Here is a 21,596-nt window from a genome sequence, read left to right on the forward strand (position 1 = left end):
GGGCGGCTTGCCGTCCTCGATGCGGCCTTCGTTGCGAAGATCGCGACCTTCCTGCGCCTTGCGCTTCGATTCCGGGCTGTCGCCATTCTCGAAGGCTTCCTCCTTCACATAGCCGGCCGCTTCCTTGATCTGTCCCTTGACGCTCATGATCATCTCCTTTGCAGATGCAGGAGAAAACCGATCAAGGGGGGTGGAAGTTGCCCCGAGCCCCGACAGTTTATTTTTGCAGCCCCATGCAACCTTGGCTCCTCCGCAGAGTTTGGCAGCGCCGCGCACGCGCACCGCATCTAGAATTCGCGACTGAACCCGAACAGGTCGGCGTCCGCATCGCCTGCCCCGCAGATCTCGCTTCGCAATATCTGGGCCGCCATCATCGAGAAGGTGATGCCGTTGCCGCCATAGCCCATCGCGGCGAAGCAGTTCGGCATGCGCGGAACACGGCCGACGGTCGGAATGCCGAGCGGGTTGTTTCCGAAACTGCCGGCCCATGCGAAGGCCGGAGCCGGATCGATCGCAGGAAGCAGTGCGTGCAGCTTGCGCTCGAGGATAGCGGTCTTGGCGGCGATCCTGGCGTCGCGCTGGTCCGGGTCCGCGATATCCTCGTCCTCGCCCCCGCAGATGACCGCGCCGTCCGGCGTCGTGCGGATGTAGAGATAGGGATCCGACGCCTCCCAGATCATCGCGGCGCCCGGCCAGATGCGCCCGGGCTGGGGCCGCGTCGCGATCACCCAGGTCGACATGATGGAGTTGCCCTTGCGCGGCACGCCTTTCAGCATCTCATAGCCCGTCGCGAAAATGACGTTGCCCGCGCGGATCTCGCCGCCACCGCCGAGGCCAAGCGTGACGCCATGTCGCGAGGGCTCGACAGCGACCACGTCGGCAGGCGCGTAGAGGCGCGCGCGCCGCGACTGCGCGATCCGCAGATAGGCGACGGCCATCCGGCGCGGATCGGCGCTATAATTGCCGAAGCCGACAATCGCGTGGCGCCCGCGAATACCGTAATGCCGCTCGAGGTCCGCAGGGCCGAGCAGCTCGATCTCGAAGCCGGCGTCGCGACGCGCATCGGCTTCGGCTGCGAGCGCATCGGGACCGAGGATATTGCCGTCGAGATAAAGCGAAGGCCTGGTCGCCGCATCGACCTTCAGTCCGAGGCGCTGGCTGCGCGAGCGAAGCGCATCCACCGCGAGGCGCGAGCGTCGCCAGATGCGCGTCGCGCGCTCGCGCCCGATCCGGGCCGTCATGTGCGAGAGCGGCATGTCGAGTTCATATTGCAGCAGCGCGGTGGAGGCCGCCGTCGAGCCGACCGCAGGGCCGCGGCGATCGACGATGACGACGTCAAGTCCCGCCTCGCTCAGCATCTCGGCGATGAGAGCGCCCGAAATGCCCGCGCCGACAACGGCAACGTCGCACGTGATGGAGCGTGTGAAGGGACGCACATCGAGAGCGGGTCGCCGCCGCTCCATCCAGATCGGGCGCCCCGTCCTGAGGTCGCGATGGTGCGTTGCCGACATGTCATCTCCATCCATGCAAGTGCGGACGGCCAGGGAAAAGGCCGTTGCCGGGACACAACGCGCCAGCCGCCGATCGCTTCCATGCGATTGGCGCGATCGCGGCTCGGAATTTCCTGCGGCAGGGTCGCTGTCAAATCCCTTGAACCGAACCGGATCCCCCGGTTCCTCATCCGCATGGGCGTGCCCGGTCCCCGGGTGCAGCGTCCGACAGCAACGTCGCCCCTTATGGGACGATACGCCCGCTCATCGCCCTCGCCCGCTCACCGTCGAGCGTCAGCCGGTAGCGCCGTCGCCCCGCGCTGACCTCGCTCTCCACCAGACCTGCCGACAGCAAGGCGGCGGCGGTGCGCGGATTGATGTCGGGATGAACGCCGCGCCATTCACCCGGACGGAAACGCGCGAGCGCAGTTTGCTGCGATGTGGTGAGACGCAGGACGGCTACGGTTTCGTGGCGCAGTTCCGGCGTCATCGGCCGGCATCCGCCCACGGCGCCCGCCGCGCCGGGGGATCACGCATCGTCTCGCATATCATGGTGGCCGCGCTTCTCGGTCAGCAGGCCGGTTTTGACAAGCCTTCCATAAAACCATTCGTCGCGGCACGGCATCGCCCCCGCCAGCCGCCGGGACGCCGGGCGATGGATCGCGCTTGAGGAACGGGCCGGCGCCTTTAGCCTCAAGGACCTGGACATGCGCGCCGACCACCCGGCAGAGAACCGACGGCCCCCTTTTGCCCGTTCAACGAGCGGAAGACGGCTTCCCTCATGCCAGGGAGCGGCACCGAGCCGGTCAATCAGATCCGTTTTGGACGATATCGCCGCCGACGCCAGGACAGCGGCGGGGATCCGGCCAAGCCACCGCCGTGCGCAAGCCGTCATGATCTGCGCGGCCACGCAACGGGCATCATCGGCGGCCCCGGGGTATCAGGGCGCCACGGCGACCAGGTCGGAAACCCTCGCACCGCGGCTGCCGGCGGACCGGTCCGGCCCTATGGTGGTGTCGATCGCGGTCTGCTTCTCCAGTTCGGCGTTCAGCTCGGCGCCCACGCACAGCAGATAAGCAAGCAGATACAGCCAGAGCAGGAAAACCACCACGGCCCCCAGCGCGCCATATGTCGCGTTATAGCTGCCGAAATGGGCGACATAGGCGCTGAACCCCGTGGTCAGCAGCAGGCCGCCCAGGGTCATCAGCAGGGACCCCGGCGTGATCCAGACCCATTTGGCCCGCGCCCTGTCGGGGGCGTATCGAAAGGTGACCGCGACCATGAAGGACATGCCGGCGCCCGCCAGGAGCCAGACGGCGGCGCGGGCGATCCAGACCAGCAGGATCGGTTGCCCTTCGAGCAGCGCCTCCATCGCCACAAGCAGGGCCGAGACACAGATCAGCGCGACGCCCGAGGCGATGAAGCCGATCGTGAAGACCAGCGTGACGAGGTTCAGGTGGAAAAAGCCGCGCGTCTCGCGTTCCTCATAGGCGATGTTGAGCGCCATGATCAGGCCCGAGGACGCCCGCATCGCGCCGTAGACGGACGTGATGATGGCGAAGAGCAGCGCCCAGCCCTTCGTCGAGGAGGCGGTCGCCACCATGTCCTGCAGCTGCCGGGCGACGATGCTCGCGACATCGGCCGGCATCAGCGAGAACAGGTCGCTCATATATCCGGCGATCGATGCGGGATCGGCGGCAATGCCGTATATCAGGACCGCCGCGCCGATCAGCGGCACGAAGGAGAGAAAGGCGAAGAAAGCGACACCTGCGGACACGAGCGAGACATTGTCCTTGCCGGTCTCGAACCACACGCGCTTCAGAATCTGCCACCAGGCCGCCCTCGGCATCGCCCAGGGCGATCGCGCGTCCCGCCCCGGGGCGCCGTCATCGAGCGCCGTCACCATCATGCCGCCTTCGGGAAGGGACGGAGTCCCCGATATCATCTGGTCCATCCGCTCTCAACGAAAGGGCGATGGTCCGGTTCAATGCCGCCCTGCTCGCCCCCGGCCGTTCACGGATCGACCGCCGACATGTCCCCGGAAAAATGTCGCTTTCTAACAATATGTCGACGGCAAGCCCGGTTAGGCGCAATGCGCGACCCGAAGAGTCCTTGTAACAGGGGGTTCTTTTCCTGGCGACCCGGACGGCATGCCGTCCGGGTCTTCCTTTCCGGCGATCCGCCCCAGGATCGCCCCGGGTGGACAATGCCTTCATCATGGCCGGGCCGGACGCGACACCGGGGACGCTTGGCCGCGTTGACAAATTGCTTCCAGCTCCATGGGAACCAATGCTTGTCGCGCGGGTGTCATGGATCGCATCCATGGCCTGATCTTGACGGGCTGGAACGGCTCGCTGCCGATTGAGGGTGACAGGGACGGGTACGAACCTGCAGGCTCCGCTAATCGGGACGGCTCGCCCGTTCCGGATCCTCGTGCTTCAATTCGCGGTCCGCCTCGTCGATCGCGCGAAGCAATTGCGCGAAACACGGGGCGTCATCCACGGCATATGCGCGCCGGAACGCCGGCCCCAGCCGCCCCAGATCATCCGCCGTCAGAAGACCGATCGCTATGATCCGTTCGCCATCCGCCAAGCGCGCCTCCTTGCCTTGTCCAATCGCAAACCAAGCTCGACGCCATTGGTGCCCTTCGGAGCGAGAGCGAAACAATCATCGGCAATGGAACCTTGTGCCTCCACGATCGCTCTGATCTGAAAGGAGATTTCCATGAGCAACTGGATCGGCGCGCTGGTGGGCGCCGCCCTCGACCGCCGCGACGGCGACAGCGGCCTCAAGGGCGCCGCGATCGGCTATGCGGTACAGGGTGTGGCACGCGTCGCGGTTCCCCTGGCGGTGACGTTCGCGATCGGATGGGCGGTGCAGAAGGGCTTCAAGACCACGATCGACCGGTTGCGCAACGGAAAGCCGGAAGCCGGCGGCGGGACGACCGCGACGGCCACGCGGCAGGCCGGATAGAAGACTCGCCCGCGCGCTTATTCCGGTTCATCCGGAAGCTGGAATCCCCTGGCTTCCAGGGCGACCGCGACATCGGCCTTGCCGCTCTCCTGAAGCGTGTTGCAAACCGAGCAGCGCCAGCGAACGGTCTGGGCGACCCGGAATGTGAAGGGTTGCTGGCCACCGCAGCCCGGTGTCGAGCATGCCAGCTTGAGCGTGTTCCTGAGTGATGGATGGACCATGAAGCCATTTAACCGGCGCTCACCCCGGACGCCAATCCATTCCGCATTTCCGGAACGTCATCCGGCCCCGGCCCGTGCGTGAAGACTTCGCCAGACGCGCCTGAACCGGCGTCCCCGGGCGACGGAACAAATCGTCCCGGCCGTCCGTATCATGGCTGTCGAGCAAATTTTCGCACGAACGGGAGGATCATCATGAGTCTGATCATCTGGCTTGTCATCGGCGGCGTGATCGGCTGGCTCGCCAGCATCGTCATGCGTACCGATGCCCAGCAAGGCATTTTCCTCAACATCGTCGTCGGCATCGTCGGCGCCTTCCTTGCCGGCCTCGTCGTCAGCGGAGGGTCGATCAACAATTCGGGTTTCGACGCCCGGTCGCTGATCGCATCGTTCATCGGCGCGGTGGTGCTCCTGGGCATCGTCAACCTGGTCCGCCGCGGATCGGTACGCTGATCGCATGACAGGGCGGCAGGCGGCGGTTTCGGGCGCCCGCCGCGCCTGACACCATCAAGCCCCGCCGATCGCGACGATGCACGAGCATCCTCGCGCGGGCAGCGGTTCGAAACCCGGGAAACCACTTCGTCGGGCTTGCCGGAGCACGCTTGAAATCGGCGAGCTCCCATCGAACCGCCCCAGCCGGCGCACGGATCGGCGGGAGGCGCGATGCACGGGCTCATGCCGAGCGGGCGCCATCGGATCTCGTCGATCCGCGCATCCGGCGCGCCGGAACCCGCGCGGAGGCACCGACGTTCAGGAGGCTCGATCACCGATCGCCGACGAAATTGGTTCGAGGGCCCTCTTCGCCCGCGGACGACGTCCCCGATCGCCTGCAGGGAGGAAATGTCATGTCGAAGCGGCCAAAGAGCACCATGAGCCCGGCGAGCGACAACGCACTCGCGCAAAACCGGCCCGGGCAGGGCGAGACCCCGGTGGAAGACCATGCCGGCAATGGCGGCGAGCTCCACCAGGATATCGCGCCAGACGCCGGGCACGACGATGCGGACGCGTATCTGACCGACAATTTCGGGCACAGGATCGCCGACAACCAGAACAGCCTGCGCGCGGGCGAACGCGGCCCGACCTTGCTCGAGGACTTCGTCCTTCGCGAAAAGATCTTCCACTTCGACCATGAGCGCATACCCGAGCGCATCGTGCATGCACGCGGATCGGGCGCGCACGGCGTCTTCGAATGCACCAGGGCCATACCGGAACTGACCAAGGCGTCGATCTTCCAGAAAAAGGGCAATAGCTGCCCGGCCTTCGTGCGCTTCTCGACCGTGGCCGGCGGCGCGGGATCGATCGACACGCCGCGCGACGTGCGCGGCTTCGCGGTCAAGCTCTATACCGACAGCGGCAACTGGGATCTGGTGGGCAACAACATCCCCGTCTTCTTCATCCAGGACGCGATGAAGTTCCCCGACCTCGTCCACAGCGTGAAGATGGAGGCTGACAGGGGCTATCCGCAGGCGGCGTCGGCGCACGACACGTTCTGGGATTTCATCGGCCTGATGCCTGAAGCCATGCACATGATCATGTGGGCGATGTCGGATCGCGCCATCCCCCGCTCGTTGAGGATGATGGAGGGGTTCGGCGTCCACAGCTTCCGCTTCGTCAACGCGCGCGGCGAGGGGCGCTTCGTCAAGTTCCACTGGAAGCCGGTGCTCGGCATCGAGTCCACGACCTGGGACGAAGCCGTCAAGATCGCCGGCGCCGATCCCGACTTCCACCGCCGCGACCTGTTCGAGGCGATCGCCGCCGGCGACCATCCGCAATGGGACCTGGGCGTGCAAGTCTTCGACGAGGCATGGGCGGCCGAGCAGCCCTATGACATCCTCGATCCGACCAAGCTCATCCCGGAAGAGGATATTCCCGTCGAGATCATCGGCCGCCTCACGCTCGACCGCAATGTCGACAATTTCTTCGCCGAGACCGAACAGGCGGCATTCCTGCCGAGCAACGTCATCCCCGGCATCGACTTCACCAACGACCCGCTCCTCCAGGGACGGCTCTTCTCCTATCTCGACACCCAGAAATCGCGCCTGGGCACCACCAATTTCCACCAGATTCCGATCAACGCGCCGAAATGCCCGTTCCACAATTTCCAGCGCGACGGGATGATGCAGACGCTGGTCCCGACCGGCCGGGCCAATTACGAGCCGAACAGCCTCGCCGAGGCCGGCGAGGCCTCCGGCCCCCGCGCATGCCCGGAGACGGGCTTTGCTTCCTTCACCGCGAACGCCGAACGAAACGACCCCGCTCAGAAGCTGCGCGTGCGCGCCGAGCTGTTCGCGGACCATTACAGCCAGGCACGGCTCTTCTACCGGTCGCAGACCGGGAACGAGCAGGCGCACATCGCCTCGGCGCTCGTGTTCGAACTCTCCAAGGTGCAGCTCGGGCATGTCCGCGCGCGCGTCGTCTCGCGGCTGCGCAATATCGACGAGGATCTCGCCCGGCGCGTCGCGCAGGGGCTCGCCATCGACCTGCCGGACAAGGCCAAAGCGGCGAAGGCGCCGATCGACATGCCCCCCTCCGACGCGCTCTCCATCCAGAAACAGGCCAGGGACACGCTCGAGGGCCGCAAGGTCGGCATCCTCTTTGCCGAAGGCTCCGACAAGGCATCGATCGACACGCTGAAGGCCGCAATCGAGAAGGCCGGCGGCAGCGTCTTCCTCGTCGCGCCCAAAGTGGGCGGCATCAAGGTGAAGGGCGGCACGCTCAAGGCCGACGGCCAGCTCGCCGGATCGCCGTCGGTGCTGTTCGACGCGATCGCCTCGGTGCTCATGCCCGAGGCGGCCGAAGCGCTTTCGAAACAGGGCGCCGCGGTCCAGTGGTTCATGGACGCCTATGGCCATTGCAAGACGATCGCGCATTGCAAGGGCACCCAGGCGCTGCTCGACAAGGCCAATGTCGAACCCGATGACGGGGTCGTGCGGATCGAGGACTTCATCAAGACCGGGGCGAAGCGCCACTGGGCGCGCGAGCCAAGGATACGCGATCTCGCCTGAGCCCGGGCGGAGAAACGCCGGCAAGGATGCCTGGCGCCATGCACGCCGCGTCCATGGCAGCGAAACCGCCGCCGGGCAAAGCGCGTTGTCTCCGGCATGTCACGCACCTGCCCCGGCCGACCGGCCGGGGCTTTTTCCTTCCGGCGGCATGATGCGAAACCGCCGGCCTGCGACGCCCCGGGCGGGACCTGCGCCGCCTTGCACTGGCCCGGCAGCGGCGACACCTCCTCCTCGCCTCTCCGATCGCGAACGCTATTGCGGCCCGGCCCCCTCGCCCGGCCCCATCAGCCGAACCAGTTTCGAGATCACATCGTGCCAGAAGATCAGGCCCTCCTCGTCGTCGCGCTCGATACAGTCGTCGACCTGGCGCTTGACGAAACCGTCGATCGCGTCGCCATGGCGCTCCAGCAGCTCGGCAGCGAAGGTCCAGCGTTGATGCTCAGTGGCCACAAGGCCGCTCCTTTCCGAGGTCCATCCGAAGCCTGCCCGGCCGGCCCTCTCACTGCTTCGTCGCGATCGCCGCGTCGATCTCGGGAGACGTGTCGCCAAGCTCGACGCTTCTGCGCCACAGGCAAGCGCCCAACGCCAGGAGCTCGGCTGCCTGCGCATCGCTCAGCGCGCCATGATGGTCGTTGAGGAAATGCGCGAGCCGCAGCACCGCGTCGGCGACGCGTTCGCAAGGCGCCTCCTCCGACATGATGGCCATGATCGCGACAAGCCCCATCCGAGCCACGGATCAACTCCATACCAATATGCGACCATAGCAGCTTTTTTTTGTGAAGTGGCCGGGGCCGCATGCCTCGATCGGTCCGCGCATCGCGACGCCCGTCAGGCAGCCAGGGCCGCGAGGCGAAGACCGGTTGCGCCTTCTACACCTGAGGCGCCTTCCATTCATTGATCCAGATTGTTGAGCGCCGGATGCCGGTGTCGTAATTTCCGGATCGCTTCGAGCCGGAGCGGCTGGGAGACGGCCATGACCTTCGACACCGAGAAAGCCTATATCGAACGGCGCCTGCGCCAGGAGCGCGACATGGCCGACCGGGCAACCGATCCATGCGCCTTTCGCACTCATATGGAGCTCAAGCGCCGGTACGAGCAGCGGCTGGCCGCCCTTCTTTCGCACCAGGAGGAAATACGCCCGGACGATGGCGCGGATCGCGAGAACAGCGCTTCCCTCCCGCTCAGTTCGGGGCCGGACGATGGAGCAGGCAGGTGAAATCCCGTCGGGGATGTGATCACGATGCCGGCGCGGCCGCGGTCGCTCCGGGATGGTCCACGCCCGGACGAAGCCGCACGACCGGCCTCTTGAAACCCGGTGCGGCCTGACTAGCTAGATCATGCCGGGCGCCGTTTTCAGGGTCCGGCAGGACATGGAGGGCGTCGGCTCTTTGTTTCCGGCGCAGCTCATGCCCCGATCGCTTCAAACGGAGGATTTGGAAATGAGGACCAATTTCGACTTTGCCCCCTATCGCCGCTCCACGGTGGGCTTCGACCGTCTTTTCGATCTGCTGGAAAGCGGGACGAGAGCCGAGGGCAGCGAGGGCTATCCCCCTTTCGACATCGCGCGCGACGGCGAGGACAGCTATCGCATCACGCTCGCGATTGCCGGTTTCCGGCCCGACGACATCGAGATCGTCGCGCACCAGAACCAGCTCATCGTCACCGGCAAGCCGCGCGAGGATGACGAGAAACGCGACTATCTGCACCGGGGCATAGCGATGCGCGCCTTCGAACGGCGCTTCCAGCTCGCCGATTTCATCGAGGTGGGCGACGCGATGTTCGAGGACGGCCTGCTCACGATCGCGCTCAGGCGCGTGGTGCCCGAAGCCATGAAACCGCGACGGATCGCGATCGCAAGCGGCTCCGCCGCGCACAGGCTCGAAGCACCGGCCGGGACGCATCAAGCCGCATGATCGCATGGGCTTGCCGGCGCCGCGCGCACCGGCAAGCCCGCAATCGCCGGCAATCGCCAGCGGCGATGAAACCAGTCCCGCGACACGGGCGTTGCCCCCCGACCTGCGGCCTTGTCCGCGTGGCGATCCGGAGAAATGACGATGTCCGAAGTGGTCAGAAAATCGGCACGGCAAAGAACCCTGCTGGGTATCGGCGGCGCGATCGGCTCGGGCGCCATCGTTGCCGCATTGCTCTATGCGCGGCGTCGCGAACCCAAGGAAGCGGCACCGGCGCCCCGCCCGCCCGACACCGACTGAACACGCCCCGGGCCCCTGACGGCGCCGCCCGGGTCCGCGCCGCCCCCGGGTCTGCGCCCGACCGGCAGCGTCGCCGTGCCTCCCCGTCCCGGGAACCGGGCCCGCACGGCCGCAACGCGTCGCAATCGATGGCCAGAACGGTTGAAATCGGACCGGGGCCGTTCCTATTATCGCCTCCGCACCCCGCGCGGGTGCAACATCCTCAACTTGGCATGGAGATGAAGATGTCCATTCACATGAGTTACCTCAAGCGCGAGCATGCCCGCCTCGACGCCGAGATCGAGCGGGCCTCGCGCGAGCGCCGTCCCGACGAGATCCTGATCGCCCGGCTGAAGACGCTGAAGCTGGCGGTGAAGGATCAGATGGCGGCCTGTCGCGAGAGCAGCGGCGACAGCCGGGCCGCCTGACGCCCCGCAGCGGCGAAGCCGGTCCGGCTTCGCCGCCCTGGCCTGCGCCGGGCCGAATGCACCGACGGCGCGTCGATCGATCGGGCCGACCCGGGCAGATAGACCCCAGGCAGATATCGGCCTCGCCCACGACCCGACGACCGGACCTGGATGACGGACGCAACCCTTGCCGCAGGCGCCTCCAGGGCGGAGGGCGGCGACATTGAAGTGAGAGGTGAGATGACGCGGAAGATGGTTCTCGCAGTGGCGGCGATGCTCGGCGCGACAGCGCTGGTACCCGCCTGCCAGAAGGCCGGCGGCGGCGACCAGTCCGCGAACGGCGCGGCCCTGGCGGCTTCGGGCGAACCGGTGCCGCTCGACCGGCTGAGCGTGGCCCCGCTGGTGCGCCGCGTATCGCCGGCGGTGGTCAACATCGCGGTCGCCCATCCCTCGCCCTATGCGCAGAACCCCCTGCTGCGCGATCCCTTTTTCCGCCGGTTCATGGGCGTGCCGGACAATGCGGTCAAACCGCGCCTTTCGGCGGGGTCGGGAGTGATCATCGATGCGGGGCGCGGACTGGTCCTGACCAACAATCATGTGGTGGGCGAGGGCTCGGCGATCATCGTGATGCTGCAGGACAAGCGCCAGTTCCAGGCCGAGGTGATCGGGATAAGCCCCGGCACCGACCTCGCGGTGCTGCGCATCCCGGCCGAACGACTGACCGCGGCACCGCTCGCGGCCGCCGATACGTCCGAGGTCGGCGACTATGTGGTCGCGATCGGCAATCCGTTCGGCCTCGGGCAGACCGTGACCGCGGGCATCGTGAGCGCGCTCGGCCGGGGCCTGACGCCGGAGAGCGGCATGGGCCTGATCCAGACCGACGCACCGATCAACCCCGGCAATTCGGGCGGCCCCCTGATCAACATGCGCGGCGAGGTGATCGGCATCAACACCGCGATCCTGGCGCCCGGCAGCGAGGGGAACATCGGCATCGGCTTCGCCGTGCCCGCCAGCGTCGTGCGCTCGGTCCTGAGGCAGGCCGACCGGGCGATCTGAACGATCGCGCGCCGGACCGACCGCCCCCTCGCGGCCCGGCAAGGCAGCAGCAGCGCCTGACCGCCCGTGGAACCAGTGCGAACGTGCTTCGTTTGCGGCCGATGACCGGAGACTCTCCCGATTTTCCCGCCGGCGCCGACAGGCGCTCCACGGCGCAACGCCTGGCGATCGCCCTGCTCGCCGTCGCCCAGATCCTCGTCACGCTTCTTCCCGCGGCGGGGCTGGGCGAACCGATCGGGGACCGGTCCGACGGCGCCCGCACGCTGATCACCCCGGCGGGCTGGACATTCTCGATCTGGGGCCTGCTCTATGCGGGCTCGCTCGCCTATGCGGTCTATCAGCTGCTCCCCGCGCAGCGGCGCAACGCCCTGATCGGCCGGATCGGCTGGGCCAGCGCCGGCGCGTTCCTCGGCAATGCGGCCTGGGCGCTCTATGTCCAGTTCGTCGCGCTGGATATCGTGTCGGTCGCCATCATCGTCGCCACGCTCTCTTGCCTGCTCGACATCTATCGCGTCTTCTCCGCTGCGGCGCCCGGCTTCTCCCGCGCCGACCAGATGCTGGTGGTCCTGCCGCTCAGCGCACTGGCCGCATGGCTGACCGCCGCGACGATCGTCAACATCGCCGCGGTCCTCGGCCATTCCGGCCTGGAGGCCGGCGAGGCGGCGCCGATGCTCGGCGGCGCCGTCATCCTCGCGGGCGGACTGATCGCGAGCGCCGCGATCTGGCGGGGACACGGCAATCCCTGGTTCGCGATCGTCTTCCTCTGGGCGCTCGCGGGCATCCACGGCGCCGGTTCGGGCAGACATGACGAGATCATGGTCGCATTGGCGCTGGCCGCGATCGCGGTCACCGTCTCGGCGCTGGGCCAGCTGGCCTCGCGCGAGAACCGGCACCGCTGGCTCACCGCCACGACCTCCGCCCGGGCGGGCGGGCGGCGATGAGGCCCCGCACCCGCCCGATGCCGATGGCGGTCATGGCGCTGGCCGCCATCGCCACCCCGGCTTTCGCCGAGGACGGCGAGCCGGAGAAGCGCCGCACGCGCATCGGCCTGGGCGCCCAGCTCGTGCCGAGCTACCCGGGCGCCGACACGTTCAGCGTGCGGCCGCTCGTCGATATCGCGAGGGCCCGGGGCGACCGGCCGTTCGAGTTCGAGGCCCCCGACGAGAGCTTCGGATTTCCGGTGTTGCGCGAGGGCGGTTTCGCGTTCGGCCCGGCACTGGGCTTCGAAGGCAGCCGCAAGGCGCGCGAGGTCGGCACGGCCCTGCCCCGGGTGGGGTTCACGTTCGAGGCGGGCGCGTTCGTCCAATATGCCCTTTCGGAAAGCCTGAGGCTTCGCGCGGAAGTGCGAAAGGGACTTGGCGGTCACAAGGGCCTGATCGCGAACATCAGCGCCGACCTGGTGAGGCGCAAGGGCGACGACTGGCTCTTCTCGATCGGCCCGCGGATCACGATCGCGGACAAGGCGCATCATCGCGCCTATTTCTCGGTGGCGCCCGCCAATGCCGCGCCCTCCGGCCTGCCCGCCTATTCCGCGCGCGCCGGCGTGCAGGCCGTCGGCCTGACCGCGGGCCATATCGCGCAACTGACGCGGCGATGGGGCCTTTACAGCTACGCCAAATATGACCGGCTCGTCGGCGACGCGGCACGCTCGCCGATCGTGCGGCGGCACGGCGCGCGCGACCAGTGGAGCGGCGGTCTCGCGCTCACCTACAGCTTCGGCGGGCGCTGATCCCCGGCACACGATCGCGCCGCCGGACAGGCAGGGCGATGCGGCAACAGCCCGCCCCGGGCACCAGGCGATGTCACCGCCTCGCGCGGTGACAGGCCGGAGGCGACGCGCGCACGCGCGATCGTTTCGAAGCGCGAAGCGCTGAAACCATTGCGCCGCACGGTCATTGGCCTTTCATGGCCCGCTTCATCCTCAAAGTGACCGAAGGCATCAAAGCGCCGGAGGCGACTTGCCTCGACCTCGAAAATGCCCAGGCGGCGCGCGAGCTGGCGACGCTTCACGCAGCGGAGATCATGCGCGACTGGCCAGATCTCATCTGGGACGGCGAATTGCGGGTGCAGGTGCTGGATGAAGCAGGCTTCGTCCTCTTCTCGCTGTTCGCGATGGGCCGCCCGTCCCGCGGCGACCGGCAACGCTCACCCGAGCGCTATTGACGCCCTGAGCCTGGGAGGAGCCGCCAGCTCTTGCGTCGCGCCCGGGCACGATCGCCGGACGCGCGGAGAGGCTCACTTATGTCCCAGGCGCGGCGTCCGGCTAGCAGACCCACCATGCCCAGAGAAGCGCGGCATTGAGGGCGACGATCAGCGAGACAACCGAGATTTGCTTCATGCCGGATCAACGGCGCGCCGGCCGTACGGTTCCAGGGAGCCCGAAGGAAAACCCGTCAAAACCAGGATGTTCCGGCATATCCCGACCATCATATGCAAGGAGGCGGACGGACTGATCCGTTGCCGCCCGCCAGACCTCGAACGAACCACGCCGCGCCATGTCGGCGGCTTGCCGCGCGCGCTTCGCCCGCCGGAAAGGCCTTGACGGCCCCCGCACCGACGCCCGGCCGGATACTTCCCGGCGCGGGGCACGCCGGCGCTATGCGGCAGCTCCCCTGGACCAGTCGCCCGAGGCGCCCGCCACAGCCGCCCGCCCCGACACGGGAAGGATCCAGGGGTCGAGCATGCCGGCGCGCGGGCCCAGGCTGATCCGCTTGACCCGGGCGTCGCGGGGATCGGCTTCGAAGACGATGACGCCCCGGCTGCCGAGCCTGGCGGCGACGAGATAGAAGCCGCGATAGGAGAGCCCGGAATAGAGCATCGCTTCCTTCACGCTCAGCGTCTTCTTCGCACCGACCACGCAGAAGAGCTTGGCATCGGGCGTCAGGATCTCGAAGCCATGGTCCTTCCGGAAATGGCGATTGAGAGCCAGGAGCATGTCGTATCGCGTATCGGGGGACAGCGCTTCACAGGGATCGGCGGAAGCGAGATGGGAATTGCCTGTCGTCATACGTCTCCACGCTGTTTGCATCGATGCGACCTCGCCGTTCATCGATGCACGGGGCTTGTGAGTGCGACCTCGAGCGATAGAGATCCGGAAACCGGGTGACGGATCTATCCCCGCAGCTACGCGCGAAGATGGTGAAAAGTTTCAGGCGCCCGGTTCGCCGCGATGCGGGATCATGGTCCCGGCCCCTTCAGCGCAGCCAGCCAATATGCGCCCGTCCCACGACCTGCACGACCTTGGAGCCGTCCGCGCCCGCGTGAATCGGAAGCGAGGATCATGTGCGAGGCTCAAGCGCGCGCGGTTGCGATATTCAGGGCGGCGGTGCCGGGTGCGCGGAAATATCGGCCTGCGCGCGGTCGCAAGGGCTGTTCGAGCAGAAGGAAGCGAGACCGGCAGCAGGCGCGAGCGGTCTCCGAAGCCGGCCAGGATCGCGCGACACGCGGACGCCGCGTCCGGCGATCGCGACATGGCCCGGGACGGCGCCGTTGCGGCTTTCCGGTTGCCCGAGGCGCGTCCTCTCTCGTCACCGCCGCCCGGGCGGGCGGGGCATCGGCGATAACGACACGGACGGGACCGACGAGGGTCTCGACCGTCGCCTGTTGGTCGTTCCGGACCAGAAGGACGCGTATATCCGCGACTTCGCTCTTTGCGAGGCGGCGCGGGACACAACGCGCCACACCAGCGCCATGGCTCTCGAAGGGCCCGCCGGCGAATGTCCGGCGATCCGGCTCAGGCCATCGCGCCGGCGCGGGTCGCCTCCGGTTCGACCTGGCTCATGACGGCACGCCTGGGTTTGCATGCGGCAAGCCGCAGCCATCTCTCGGCGGCCGCGAAATGGATGCGCGCACGGTTTGCGAGCGGCTCGGCCTCGGCGAGGCTCATCGCTTCGCGCGCCCGCTCGAGCAGCATCTCGCGGGTCTCGAGCAGATGGTCGGGCGCGACCGTCATCGCGCGCACCCGCTCTCGTCAGGCCGGGGCGCTCCGGCGCGCTTCTCGCATTCGATCGCCATCTGCTCGTGGAGCATGCGCGCGAAGCGGTCGGGTGCCAGCCGCGCGAGTTCCCGTTCCTCGTCCGCGCGGCGGCGGAAATAGATCGGGTGAATGTCCTGCATATGCACGTAACTCCCCTTCAAGGATGGACGCGCGGCCCCTCGGGCACCGCCCAGTCGGAGCAGAAACCCGGCATGTTTTTTTTGGTTCCTTGACGATCTTGCGGTTCGCCGCCGGCCACGCGCACCCCGCTCGCCGCAGACGCGCGCGTGCGGCCGCCTCGCGACCTTGCCAACCCGGCCGCGCGAACATCGCGGCAGGAACGTTCGGCGCGAGCTCGTGTTCTTGAGGCTCGGTTATGCGCGCCCGCTCGCGATCGTCGCCGGCCTTCTCGTGCTTGCCGTCCTCGCGGTCGCGGCGTTTCCGGTCGGGCTGTTGCGCGCGACGGCGGAGCGCCGCCTGTCCTCGCATTTCGGGGCGCCGGTCACGCTCGGCGCGCTGTCGCGCCGCGAGGCCATCTCCTTCACGCCGGAGATCGTCGTCAAGGACGTGCGCATCGGCCAGCCTAGGCTGATTTCAACAGACAGGTCAAGGATTGCTGGCCAGTGGATAATTGCAACTCGCCCGTTTAGCGCACATTGCCTTTCGATTGGAAAGCCGTGAATCTTTGCGGGGAATGGCTGCCTAACAAGGCTCGATATCGAAGGATAGCCATGAGGTGCTAAGACGCTAACGGTGGTTCCGCCCGCATTGAGACGGCCGGTGACTGCACGCCGACGACCATGATCGAGAACAGGATCAACCCGTCCTCCGTCGTGACATCAAGGCGTACGTCGTCATCCCAGACCATATCCGGGCGCTCTCTCAGCATTTCGCTAACAAACAGGACAGCCTTCCGACGAGCGTCCCCCACATTTTCAAATTCGAGAGGGTCGCCGTCCGGTCCTCCGGCATCGCGTGCCGTGCGAAAATGATACTGAGCCATGCGGCCTCAATCGATTGGTTGCTTTTTTGGTTTCCATTGATTTCCAGACGTAACAAACGCCCCTCACCGGCGAGGCCCTCCCGACGCACTTGGCGGCAGGAGGAGCCGGTTAACAACGATCAGCGGGGTATCGGTAATCCAGCGGCCACCGAAGGCAACAGGCTATATCGCCCGTGCTCGCCCCGGCGCCAGAAATGCCGAGCAGGATCGTTTCCGGTACCCGCCGCAGGTGGGATCCACGCGGACCCGAGGAGATTCTGGAAACAACCGCAATTTTTGGCCGTGAAACCCAGAAACTTGAGCCGGCGCGCGTTCCAAACTGGGCACGCTTTCCGGAAGCGCGTTGGAGAGCGAGGATTGCAAATGTCGATGCCAGCGGCTGAAACTGCCATCATCCGCACCCGACCTCAGATCTCGAGGTCTGTTTCATAAACCGATTTAATCCAGGCCGGCAGCCGCGGCTCCGCGAAGACCAATCGGCCGCTCGAGAATGTCAGGCAATGGCTTGGCGGCTTGTTGAGGCTGGAATTGTCAAAGACCATGCCGCGATCCGCCTTCAGGATCCCGGCGCGGATGAAAGGCGCACCGCGCTCATAGCGGGCACGAATCTTATCCTCGGGGACGACATGTCCGCCTTCTGCCACGCGCGCACCGACACGCGCGACAGAGAGTTCTGGCGTATCGACACCGATATGCATGACGATCACGGTGAAGCCCCTGGCCCGTGCCTCCTCGATCAGGTCAAGCTTGGAGGCATGCGAGAAGACGGTCTCGGTCACGAAATCCCGTTCTCGTGCGAGATAGTCGGCCCTGCGCAAGGACGCGATGCGAGCTGCTTCATAGGATGCGGCCGGTGACGGATCGCACAGTTCATCGCGCTGGATGATGTCGGCGTTGATGAAGGGTCCCGCGAAACCGGGGGCGATGCGAGTCTCGTAGAGCGTAGACTTGCCGGCACCGTTCGGCCCGGCAAGCACGATCATCGTCGGCGTCATGACTTCCGGGCAGTCTTCTCACGCGTGAGGTTGCCCGCCACGTCGAGGCCGACACCCAGTCCAAGTTTCCGCCGCCTAGCAAAGAAGGCAGTCTCACCAGACCCAGCCTGCCCCATTTTCTCGACAAAGCCGTCGAGCCAGACGTCCTTCTCCTCATCAGTGAGGTCGGTTGTCTCGATATCGCCGGCCAGCGCAGCGGTAATACGCGCATGATCGAAATTGCCAGATTTCTCGATAGCACGGCCGATGCGTATCCAGTGGGCGATCTGGCCGGAGATCGAGCGGCTCTGCAACTCGGATTCGCGACGTACGATCTTCATGATGTCATCGCCAAGCTTGATAGACTGGGCCAACGGTCACCTCCAGATTACAAGGTAGCATTTTGCCACCTCAACCTCAAGCTTCACCCATTCCTCGAGGGTGTCTGATTGTTCCCAACAGCGACAGCGGGTGTCCACTATCTTCCCTGAGATGTGATCCGCGCTTCATCTGGCTGCTGTAGGCTTCCCGCCGGAGAATCACGCGTGATCCGACTCATGCGGCTATCGGTGATCCGCGGCCTTAAATTGAGGGGATTTGCGGCAGGACCGCAGCGCTCGATGGCGCAATTATCGCGAAGAACTGAGTAGCCCAGATTTCTAGACGCCTTCGGCTTTAAAAATCTGCCGTCGTTCGAACTCGATGGGTGACAGCATGCCGTTCCTGATCTGCTTGCGCACCGGTCTGTAGAACATCTCGACATAGTGGAACACGTCCTGCCGGGCTGCCGAACGGCCAGCTGGACTATATCTCTGTCCAGTCGTCGAACCTTGCCGCGATCAAGGTACGCGGCATCGATGCCCAGGCGGATTATCGCTTCAGCCTTCCTTCCGCGCTGGCGCTTGCCGACGGGACCGCCAATCTCAGCCTGCAGGCGACCGCGAGCTGGCTATTCGAACGCTCGCAGCAAGTTCTCGCGACGCTGCCGGCGGTCGATTGCGCAGGCCTGTTCGGAACCGGCTGCACTGGTACCGGTTCTCAGGGCATTCCGAGTTTCAAGCTCAATCTTGGGGCTACATATGACAGTGGCCCCCTCACCTTCCGTCTCGAAGGACGCATGATCGGCTCATTCGACCTCGTGCCAGGGCAGACCTGGCCGGTGACGCATGTGGGGAACTACTGGTATCTGGACATGACCGCCAAGGTCCGGATCTTCGACAAGGTCGAAGTGTTCGGTGCCTGACCAACGTTTTCGACAAGCAACCGCCTCTGCTGGGCAATGCCATCGCCGGCGAAGCCAATACATCACTCGGCCTCTGGGACGTTGCCGGCAGGCGCTTCTTCATGGGCGGACGGCTGCAGTTCCAGGATAACCGATCAGGGTCCTGTCAAACAAACTGCACCGGCCGTTAACCGATACAAGCGAAACCGATAAAATGCCGGCCCCGGTCAACGGACCGATGCCATCGCCCCTACGAGAAAACGGGCCCGCTGACGCGGGCCCTGATCGGTCACGGTGGCGAGATGTTTCAGTCTTGGGTGCCGGGCACGCCTGTCTCGGGCGGCTTGCCGTCCTCGATGCGGCCTTCGTTGCGAAGATCGCGACCTTCCTGCGCCTTGCGCTTCGATTCCGGGCTGTCGCCATTCTCGAAGGCTTCCTCCTTCACATAGCCGGCCGCTTCCTTGATCTGCCTCCTGACGCTCATGATCATCTCCTTTGGAGATGCACGAGAAAACCGATCAAGGGAGGGGGTGTAAGTTGCCCCGAGCCCCGACAGTTTATTTTTGGAGCCCCACGCAACCCTGGCTCATCCGCAGAATTTGGCAGCGCCCCGCACGCGCACCGCATCTAGAATTCGCGGTCGACCCCGAACAGGTTGGCGCCACCCTGCCCGCCTCGCCTGCATCGCGGCCGGAACGTTCCGTGCGAGCTCGCGTTCTTGAGGCTCAATTATCCAATGGAGACATGTGATGAACAGCGACACGCTCAAGGGCAATTGGGAACAAGTAAAGGGTCACGTTCAGAAGAAATGGGGCGAGCTCACCAACGACGAGATCGACCAGATCAACGGCAGCCGCAAAATTCTCGCCGGAAAGATCCAGGAAAAATACGGACGGGCGCAGGAAGACGCAGAGCGCGAGATCGACGATTTCGAAAAGACCTATTGATCAACCTGAAACCGGCAAGGGCCCGCGCACGCGATTGCGCGGGCCCCGCCGCGCGCATGGCAGCCGCATCCGCCGAAATCGACGCGCCACGGTGACGCCTTTCCCGACATCGCGGGGCGATCGTTGAGAGCGCCGCCGTTCTCCGCCTATGCGCGGCCTCTCGCAATCGTCGCCGGCCTTCTCGTGCTTGCCATCCTCGTGGTCGCAGCCTTTCCGGTCGGGCTGTTGCGCGCAACGGCGGAGCGCCGGCTGTCCTCGCATTTCGGGGCGCCGGTCACGCTCGGCGCGCTGTCGCGCCGCGAGGCCATCTCCTTCACGCCGGAGATCGTCGTCAGGGACGTGCGGATCGGCCAGCCGGCATGGGCGGGCAAGGGCGACTTCCTCCGCGTCTCGGAGGCGCGCGCGCGCATGCCGATCCTGTCGCTCGTGACCGGACGCGCGATGCCCCGCGCGCTGCATGTGAAGGGCCTGGCGATCGCGCTCGTCCGCGACGCGACCGGCCGCAGCAACTGGTCGCCCCAGGCGCGCGCCGGCGAGACGCGCGACGACGGCGGCGCCACAGGCCTCGAAACGCTGGTCATCGAGAATGGCCGTTTCTCGCTGCGCGACGCGAAACGGCGCCTCGAGCTTGCCGGCACGCTGTCGGCCGATCCCCGCACCGGGCTGGCGGCCAGCGCGGCGGGCCGCTTCGACGGCGCGCCCGCGCGGCTCGAGGCGACGGGCGGCGGCACGGCTGTCGCGCCCGGCAAGGCCTGGCCCTTCCATGCACGGCTGACCTCGACGCCGTTCGCGCTCGATGCACGCGGGACCATGGCCGGGGTGCTCGATACCGGCGACATGCGCATGACCATGCGGGCGCAGGGCGACAGCCTGAAGCGGCTCGACCAGGTGATCGAGGCGGGCCTGTTCGGCACCCAGCGGATCGACCTGCGCGCCGAGGTGCGCCGCACGGGACGCGACTGGTCGATCGACCGGCTCGAGGGCGTGATCGGCCGCTCGCGATTGCAGGCATCGGCGACCATCCTCAAGCGCGACGGCCGGACCAGGATCGACGCGCGCATCCGAGCCGTCCAGCTCGATTTCGACGATCTGGCGGATGATGCCGGGCTCGCCGCGGCGCGCGCGAAGGAAGCGCGCATCGGAAAGCGGGTGATCCCCGACACGCGGATCAACCTGAGCAGGATGGGCCCGACCGACGGCGTCATCCGCTTCTCGATCGACCGGCTGCTGGTCAAGGGCGGGTCGGTCTTCCGGAGCCTCAGGGGCGAGCTGAGGCTCGACCGCCGCGTCCTCACGGTCGAGAACGCCGTGGCGGGGCTCGCGACCGGACAGCTCAAGGGCCGGGTCAGGGTCGACAGCACCGGCACCGTCCCGGTGTTCTCGAGCGAGCTCACGCTCGAGGGAACGACGCTCGGCACGCTGATCGGCCAACCCGACAAGATCGAGGGACCGCTGCGCGGCATCGTCCGGATCACGGGACGGGGCGACACGATCCGGCAGGCCTTCGCCAGCGGCGACGGCAAGATCGCCTTCGTCGCGAGCGGGGGCGCGATGAACCGGACGGCAGCCTATGTCCTCGGCCAGGACCTGGGCGGCGCGATCGGGCAGTCGCTCAGCGACAGGGACGCGATGGTGCCGCTGCGCTGCGCGATCCTCGCCTTCGATGCGCGAAAAGGCGTGCTGCATCCCGCACCGCTCGTCGTCGAGACCGACATCTCGCGCGGAACGGGCCGGGGCGAGATCAAGCTCGACGGAGAGACGCTGCAGCTCGCGGTGAACGGCGCCTCACGTGAGAAGGCCGCACTGGCGCTCGTCGATCCGGTGCGCGTCAAGGGCACGCTCTCCAGCCCCGAGATCAGCGTCGCCCCCGCAAGGGCGGGCGGCGGCGAAGCGGGCGTGCTCGGCACGATCGGACGGTCGATCGGATCCGCGCTGGGCCTGCGCAGGAACCCGAACCGGACCACCCCGCCCCCCGCCGCCAGCGGCCCGGACTGCGCGCGGCTGGCAAGCGCCGCGCTCCGCTGAGCCGCACGCAAGGCCGAACCCGCCGTCTCCCCGTCCCCAACGGACGCGGGCCCGGTCCGCCCGCGCCGCATGCGCATCGCGCGGCAGGCACATATGGAACGACCGCCCCGC

29 protein-coding genes and 1 pseudogene are annotated in these 21,596 nt (G+C 66.7%); 15 read left to right on the top strand and 15 right to left on the bottom strand.

Annotated elements, in window-relative coordinates; all coding sequences use genetic code 11:
- Positions 1-287: 287 nt before the first annotated feature.
- The 4 genes from K7G82_RS29215 to K7G82_RS29230 all read right to left on the bottom strand — a co-directional run bounded on the left by K7G82_RS29215 (position 288) and on the right by K7G82_RS29230 (position 4,082).
- Positions 288-1,511 (bottom strand): NAD(P)/FAD-dependent oxidoreductase, encoded by a 1,224-nt coding sequence (locus tag K7G82_RS29215; protein ID WP_246623543.1) that lies wholly within the window; start codon positions 1,509-1,511, stop codon positions 288-290.
- Positions 1,512-1,734: 223 nt separating this feature from the next.
- A complete protein-coding gene (locus K7G82_RS29220) occupies positions 1,735-1,980 on the bottom strand; it encodes a hypothetical protein (RefSeq protein WP_222990407.1) in 246 nt (81 codons plus the stop codon).
- A 450-nt stretch (positions 1,981-2,430) separates the two neighbouring features.
- Complete coding sequence (locus tag K7G82_RS29225) at positions 2,431-3,444, bottom strand: YihY/virulence factor BrkB family protein (RefSeq protein WP_222990408.1); 1,014 nt, start codon at positions 3,442-3,444, stop codon at positions 2,431-2,433.
- A gap of 446 nt (positions 3,445-3,890) precedes the next feature.
- On the bottom strand, positions 3,891-4,082 hold the full coding sequence (locus tag K7G82_RS29230; RefSeq protein ID WP_222990409.1) for a hypothetical protein: 192 nt from the start codon (positions 4,080-4,082) through the stop codon (positions 3,891-3,893).
- 132 nt (positions 4,083-4,214) lie between these two features.
- Between K7G82_RS29230 and K7G82_RS29235 the strand changes: the two genes are divergently transcribed.
- Positions 4,215-4,463: a hypothetical protein gene (locus K7G82_RS29235; protein WP_222990410.1), complete on the top strand. Its 249-nt coding sequence runs from the start codon at positions 4,215-4,217 to the stop codon at positions 4,461-4,463.
- Positions 4,464-4,480: 17 nt separating this feature from the next.
- Here the strand turns inward: K7G82_RS29235 and K7G82_RS29240 are convergent, their stop codons facing one another.
- Positions 4,481-4,684, bottom strand: coding sequence for a hypothetical protein (locus K7G82_RS29240; protein ID WP_222990411.1), 204 nt, complete (start codon positions 4,682-4,684; stop codon positions 4,481-4,483).
- Positions 4,685-4,876: 192 nt separating this feature from the next.
- On the opposite strand from K7G82_RS29240, the gene K7G82_RS29245 reads away from it, so the two are divergent.
- Complete coding sequence (locus K7G82_RS29245) at positions 4,877-5,134, top strand: GlsB/YeaQ/YmgE family stress response membrane protein (RefSeq protein WP_222990412.1); 258 nt, start codon at positions 4,877-4,879, stop codon at positions 5,132-5,134.
- A gap of 392 nt (positions 5,135-5,526) precedes the next feature.
- On the top strand, positions 5,527-7,686 hold the full coding sequence (locus tag K7G82_RS29250; RefSeq protein ID WP_246623544.1) for a catalase: 2,160 nt from the start codon (positions 5,527-5,529) through the stop codon (positions 7,684-7,686).
- Positions 7,687-7,938: 252 nt separating this feature from the next.
- On the opposite strand, the gene K7G82_RS29255 is transcribed toward K7G82_RS29250, so the two are convergent.
- Both K7G82_RS29255 and K7G82_RS29260 read right to left on the bottom strand, forming a co-directional pair.
- Positions 7,939-8,136 (bottom strand): hypothetical protein, encoded by a 198-nt coding sequence (locus K7G82_RS29255; RefSeq protein WP_222990413.1) that lies wholly within the window; start codon positions 8,134-8,136, stop codon positions 7,939-7,941.
- Positions 8,137-8,185: 49 nt separating this feature from the next.
- On the bottom strand, positions 8,186-8,419 hold the full coding sequence (locus K7G82_RS29260; protein ID WP_222990414.1) for a hypothetical protein: 234 nt from the start codon (positions 8,417-8,419) through the stop codon (positions 8,186-8,188).
- A gap of 240 nt (positions 8,420-8,659) precedes the next feature.
- Between K7G82_RS29260 and K7G82_RS29265 the strand changes: the two genes are divergently transcribed.
- From K7G82_RS29265 to K7G82_RS29300, 8 genes are all read left to right on the top strand, one after another.
- On the top strand, positions 8,660-8,902 hold the full coding sequence (locus K7G82_RS29265; protein WP_222990415.1) for a hypothetical protein: 243 nt from the start codon (positions 8,660-8,662) through the stop codon (positions 8,900-8,902).
- 223 nt (positions 8,903-9,125) lie between these two features.
- The gene (locus tag K7G82_RS29270; RefSeq protein WP_222990416.1) at positions 9,126-9,599 is read left to right on the top strand and encodes an Hsp20 family protein; all 474 of its coding nucleotides are present in this window, start codon (positions 9,126-9,128) and stop codon (positions 9,597-9,599) included.
- Between the two features lie 141 nt (positions 9,600-9,740).
- On the top strand, positions 9,741-9,896 hold the full coding sequence (locus tag K7G82_RS29275; RefSeq protein ID WP_222990417.1) for an isopropylmalate isomerase: 156 nt from the start codon (positions 9,741-9,743) through the stop codon (positions 9,894-9,896).
- Positions 9,897-10,120: 224 nt separating this feature from the next.
- Positions 10,121-10,303: an HP1242/YdcH family protein gene (locus K7G82_RS29280; protein ID WP_222990418.1), complete on the top strand. Its 183-nt coding sequence runs from the start codon at positions 10,121-10,123 to the stop codon at positions 10,301-10,303.
- Between the two features lie 219 nt (positions 10,304-10,522).
- Positions 10,523-11,338: a trypsin-like peptidase domain-containing protein gene (locus K7G82_RS29285; RefSeq protein WP_246623545.1), complete on the top strand. Its 816-nt coding sequence runs from the start codon at positions 10,523-10,525 to the stop codon at positions 11,336-11,338.
- A gap of 101 nt (positions 11,339-11,439) precedes the next feature.
- Positions 11,440-12,279, top strand: coding sequence for a hypothetical protein (locus K7G82_RS29290; RefSeq protein WP_222990419.1), 840 nt, complete (start codon positions 11,440-11,442; stop codon positions 12,277-12,279).
- Positions 12,276-13,067, top strand: a complete 792-nt coding sequence (locus K7G82_RS29295; protein ID WP_222990420.1) for a MipA/OmpV family protein — start codon at positions 12,276-12,278, stop codon at positions 13,065-13,067. Before K7G82_RS29290 ends, K7G82_RS29295 begins: the two co-directional genes overlap by 4 nt.
- A gap of 176 nt (positions 13,068-13,243) precedes the next feature.
- Entirely contained in the window at positions 13,244-13,501 is a 258-nt protein-coding gene (locus K7G82_RS29300; protein WP_222990421.1) for a DUF6894 family protein, read from the top strand.
- 433 nt (positions 13,502-13,934) lie between these two features.
- On the opposite strand, the gene K7G82_RS29305 is transcribed toward K7G82_RS29300, so the two are convergent.
- The 3 genes from K7G82_RS29305 to K7G82_RS29315 form a co-directional block, all read right to left on the bottom strand.
- Positions 13,935-14,345: a hypothetical protein gene (locus tag K7G82_RS29305; RefSeq protein ID WP_222990422.1), complete on the bottom strand. Its 411-nt coding sequence runs from the start codon at positions 14,343-14,345 to the stop codon at positions 13,935-13,937.
- 726 nt (positions 14,346-15,071) lie between these two features.
- Positions 15,072-15,290 (bottom strand): hypothetical protein, encoded by a 219-nt coding sequence (locus tag K7G82_RS29310; RefSeq protein ID WP_222990423.1) that lies wholly within the window; start codon positions 15,288-15,290, stop codon positions 15,072-15,074.
- Positions 15,287-15,454 carry a hypothetical protein gene (locus tag K7G82_RS29315; RefSeq protein WP_222990424.1) on the bottom strand — a complete coding sequence of 56 codons (168 nt, stop codon included), beginning with the start codon at positions 15,452-15,454 and terminating at the stop codon, positions 15,287-15,289. Before K7G82_RS29315 ends, K7G82_RS29310 begins: the two co-directional genes overlap by 4 nt.
- Before the next feature lie 223 nt (positions 15,455-15,677).
- Between K7G82_RS29315 and K7G82_RS29320 the strand changes: the two genes are divergently transcribed.
- Positions 15,678-15,995, top strand: coding sequence for a hypothetical protein (locus K7G82_RS29320; protein ID WP_222990425.1), 318 nt, complete (start codon positions 15,678-15,680; stop codon positions 15,993-15,995).
- 58 nt (positions 15,996-16,053) lie between these two features.
- On the opposite strand, the gene K7G82_RS29325 is transcribed toward K7G82_RS29320, so the two are convergent.
- The 4 genes and pseudogenes from K7G82_RS29325 to K7G82_RS29340 all read right to left on the bottom strand — a co-directional run.
- A complete protein-coding gene (locus tag K7G82_RS29325) occupies positions 16,054-16,317 on the bottom strand; it encodes a DUF6894 family protein (RefSeq protein ID WP_222990426.1) in 264 nt (87 codons plus the stop codon).
- A 407-nt stretch (positions 16,318-16,724) separates the two neighbouring features.
- Positions 16,725-17,312, bottom strand: coding sequence for an ATPase (locus K7G82_RS29330; RefSeq protein ID WP_246623546.1), 588 nt, complete (start codon positions 17,310-17,312; stop codon positions 16,725-16,727).
- Positions 17,309-17,665 (bottom strand): ParD-like family protein, encoded by a 357-nt coding sequence (locus tag K7G82_RS29335; protein WP_222990427.1) that lies wholly within the window; start codon positions 17,663-17,665, stop codon positions 17,309-17,311. Before K7G82_RS29335 ends, K7G82_RS29330 begins: the two co-directional genes overlap by 4 nt.
- A gap of 285 nt (positions 17,666-17,950) precedes the next feature.
- A pseudogene (locus K7G82_RS29340) lies at positions 17,951-18,085 on the bottom strand (IS3 family transposase); the annotation flags it as partial.
- A 323-nt stretch (positions 18,086-18,408) separates the two neighbouring features.
- On the opposite strand from K7G82_RS29340, the gene K7G82_RS30270 reads away from it, so the two are divergent.
- Positions 18,409-18,534, top strand: a complete 126-nt coding sequence (locus tag K7G82_RS30270; protein ID WP_343228578.1) for a hypothetical protein — start codon at positions 18,409-18,411, stop codon at positions 18,532-18,534.
- 286 nt (positions 18,535-18,820) lie between these two features.
- Here the strand turns inward: K7G82_RS30270 and K7G82_RS29350 are convergent, their stop codons facing one another.
- A complete protein-coding gene (locus tag K7G82_RS29350) occupies positions 18,821-18,997 on the bottom strand; it encodes a hypothetical protein (RefSeq protein WP_222990428.1) in 177 nt (58 codons plus the stop codon).
- 265 nt (positions 18,998-19,262) lie between these two features.
- On the opposite strand from K7G82_RS29350, the gene K7G82_RS29355 reads away from it, so the two are divergent.
- Together K7G82_RS29355 and K7G82_RS29360 are read left to right on the top strand one after the other, a co-directional pair.
- A complete protein-coding gene (locus K7G82_RS29355; protein ID WP_222990429.1) occupies positions 19,263-19,460 on the top strand; it encodes a CsbD family protein in 198 nt (65 codons plus the stop codon).
- Positions 19,461-19,583: 123 nt separating this feature from the next.
- The gene (locus tag K7G82_RS29360; RefSeq protein WP_222990430.1) at positions 19,584-21,485 is read left to right on the top strand and encodes an AsmA family protein; all 1,902 of its coding nucleotides are present in this window, start codon (positions 19,584-19,586) and stop codon (positions 21,483-21,485) included.
- Positions 21,486-21,596 lie beyond the last annotated feature (111 nt).

This window comes from Sphingomonas colocasiae, assembly GCF_019880585.1.
Taxonomy (GTDB): domain Bacteria; phylum Pseudomonadota; class Alphaproteobacteria; order Sphingomonadales; family Sphingomonadaceae; genus Sphingobium_A; species Sphingobium_A colocasiae.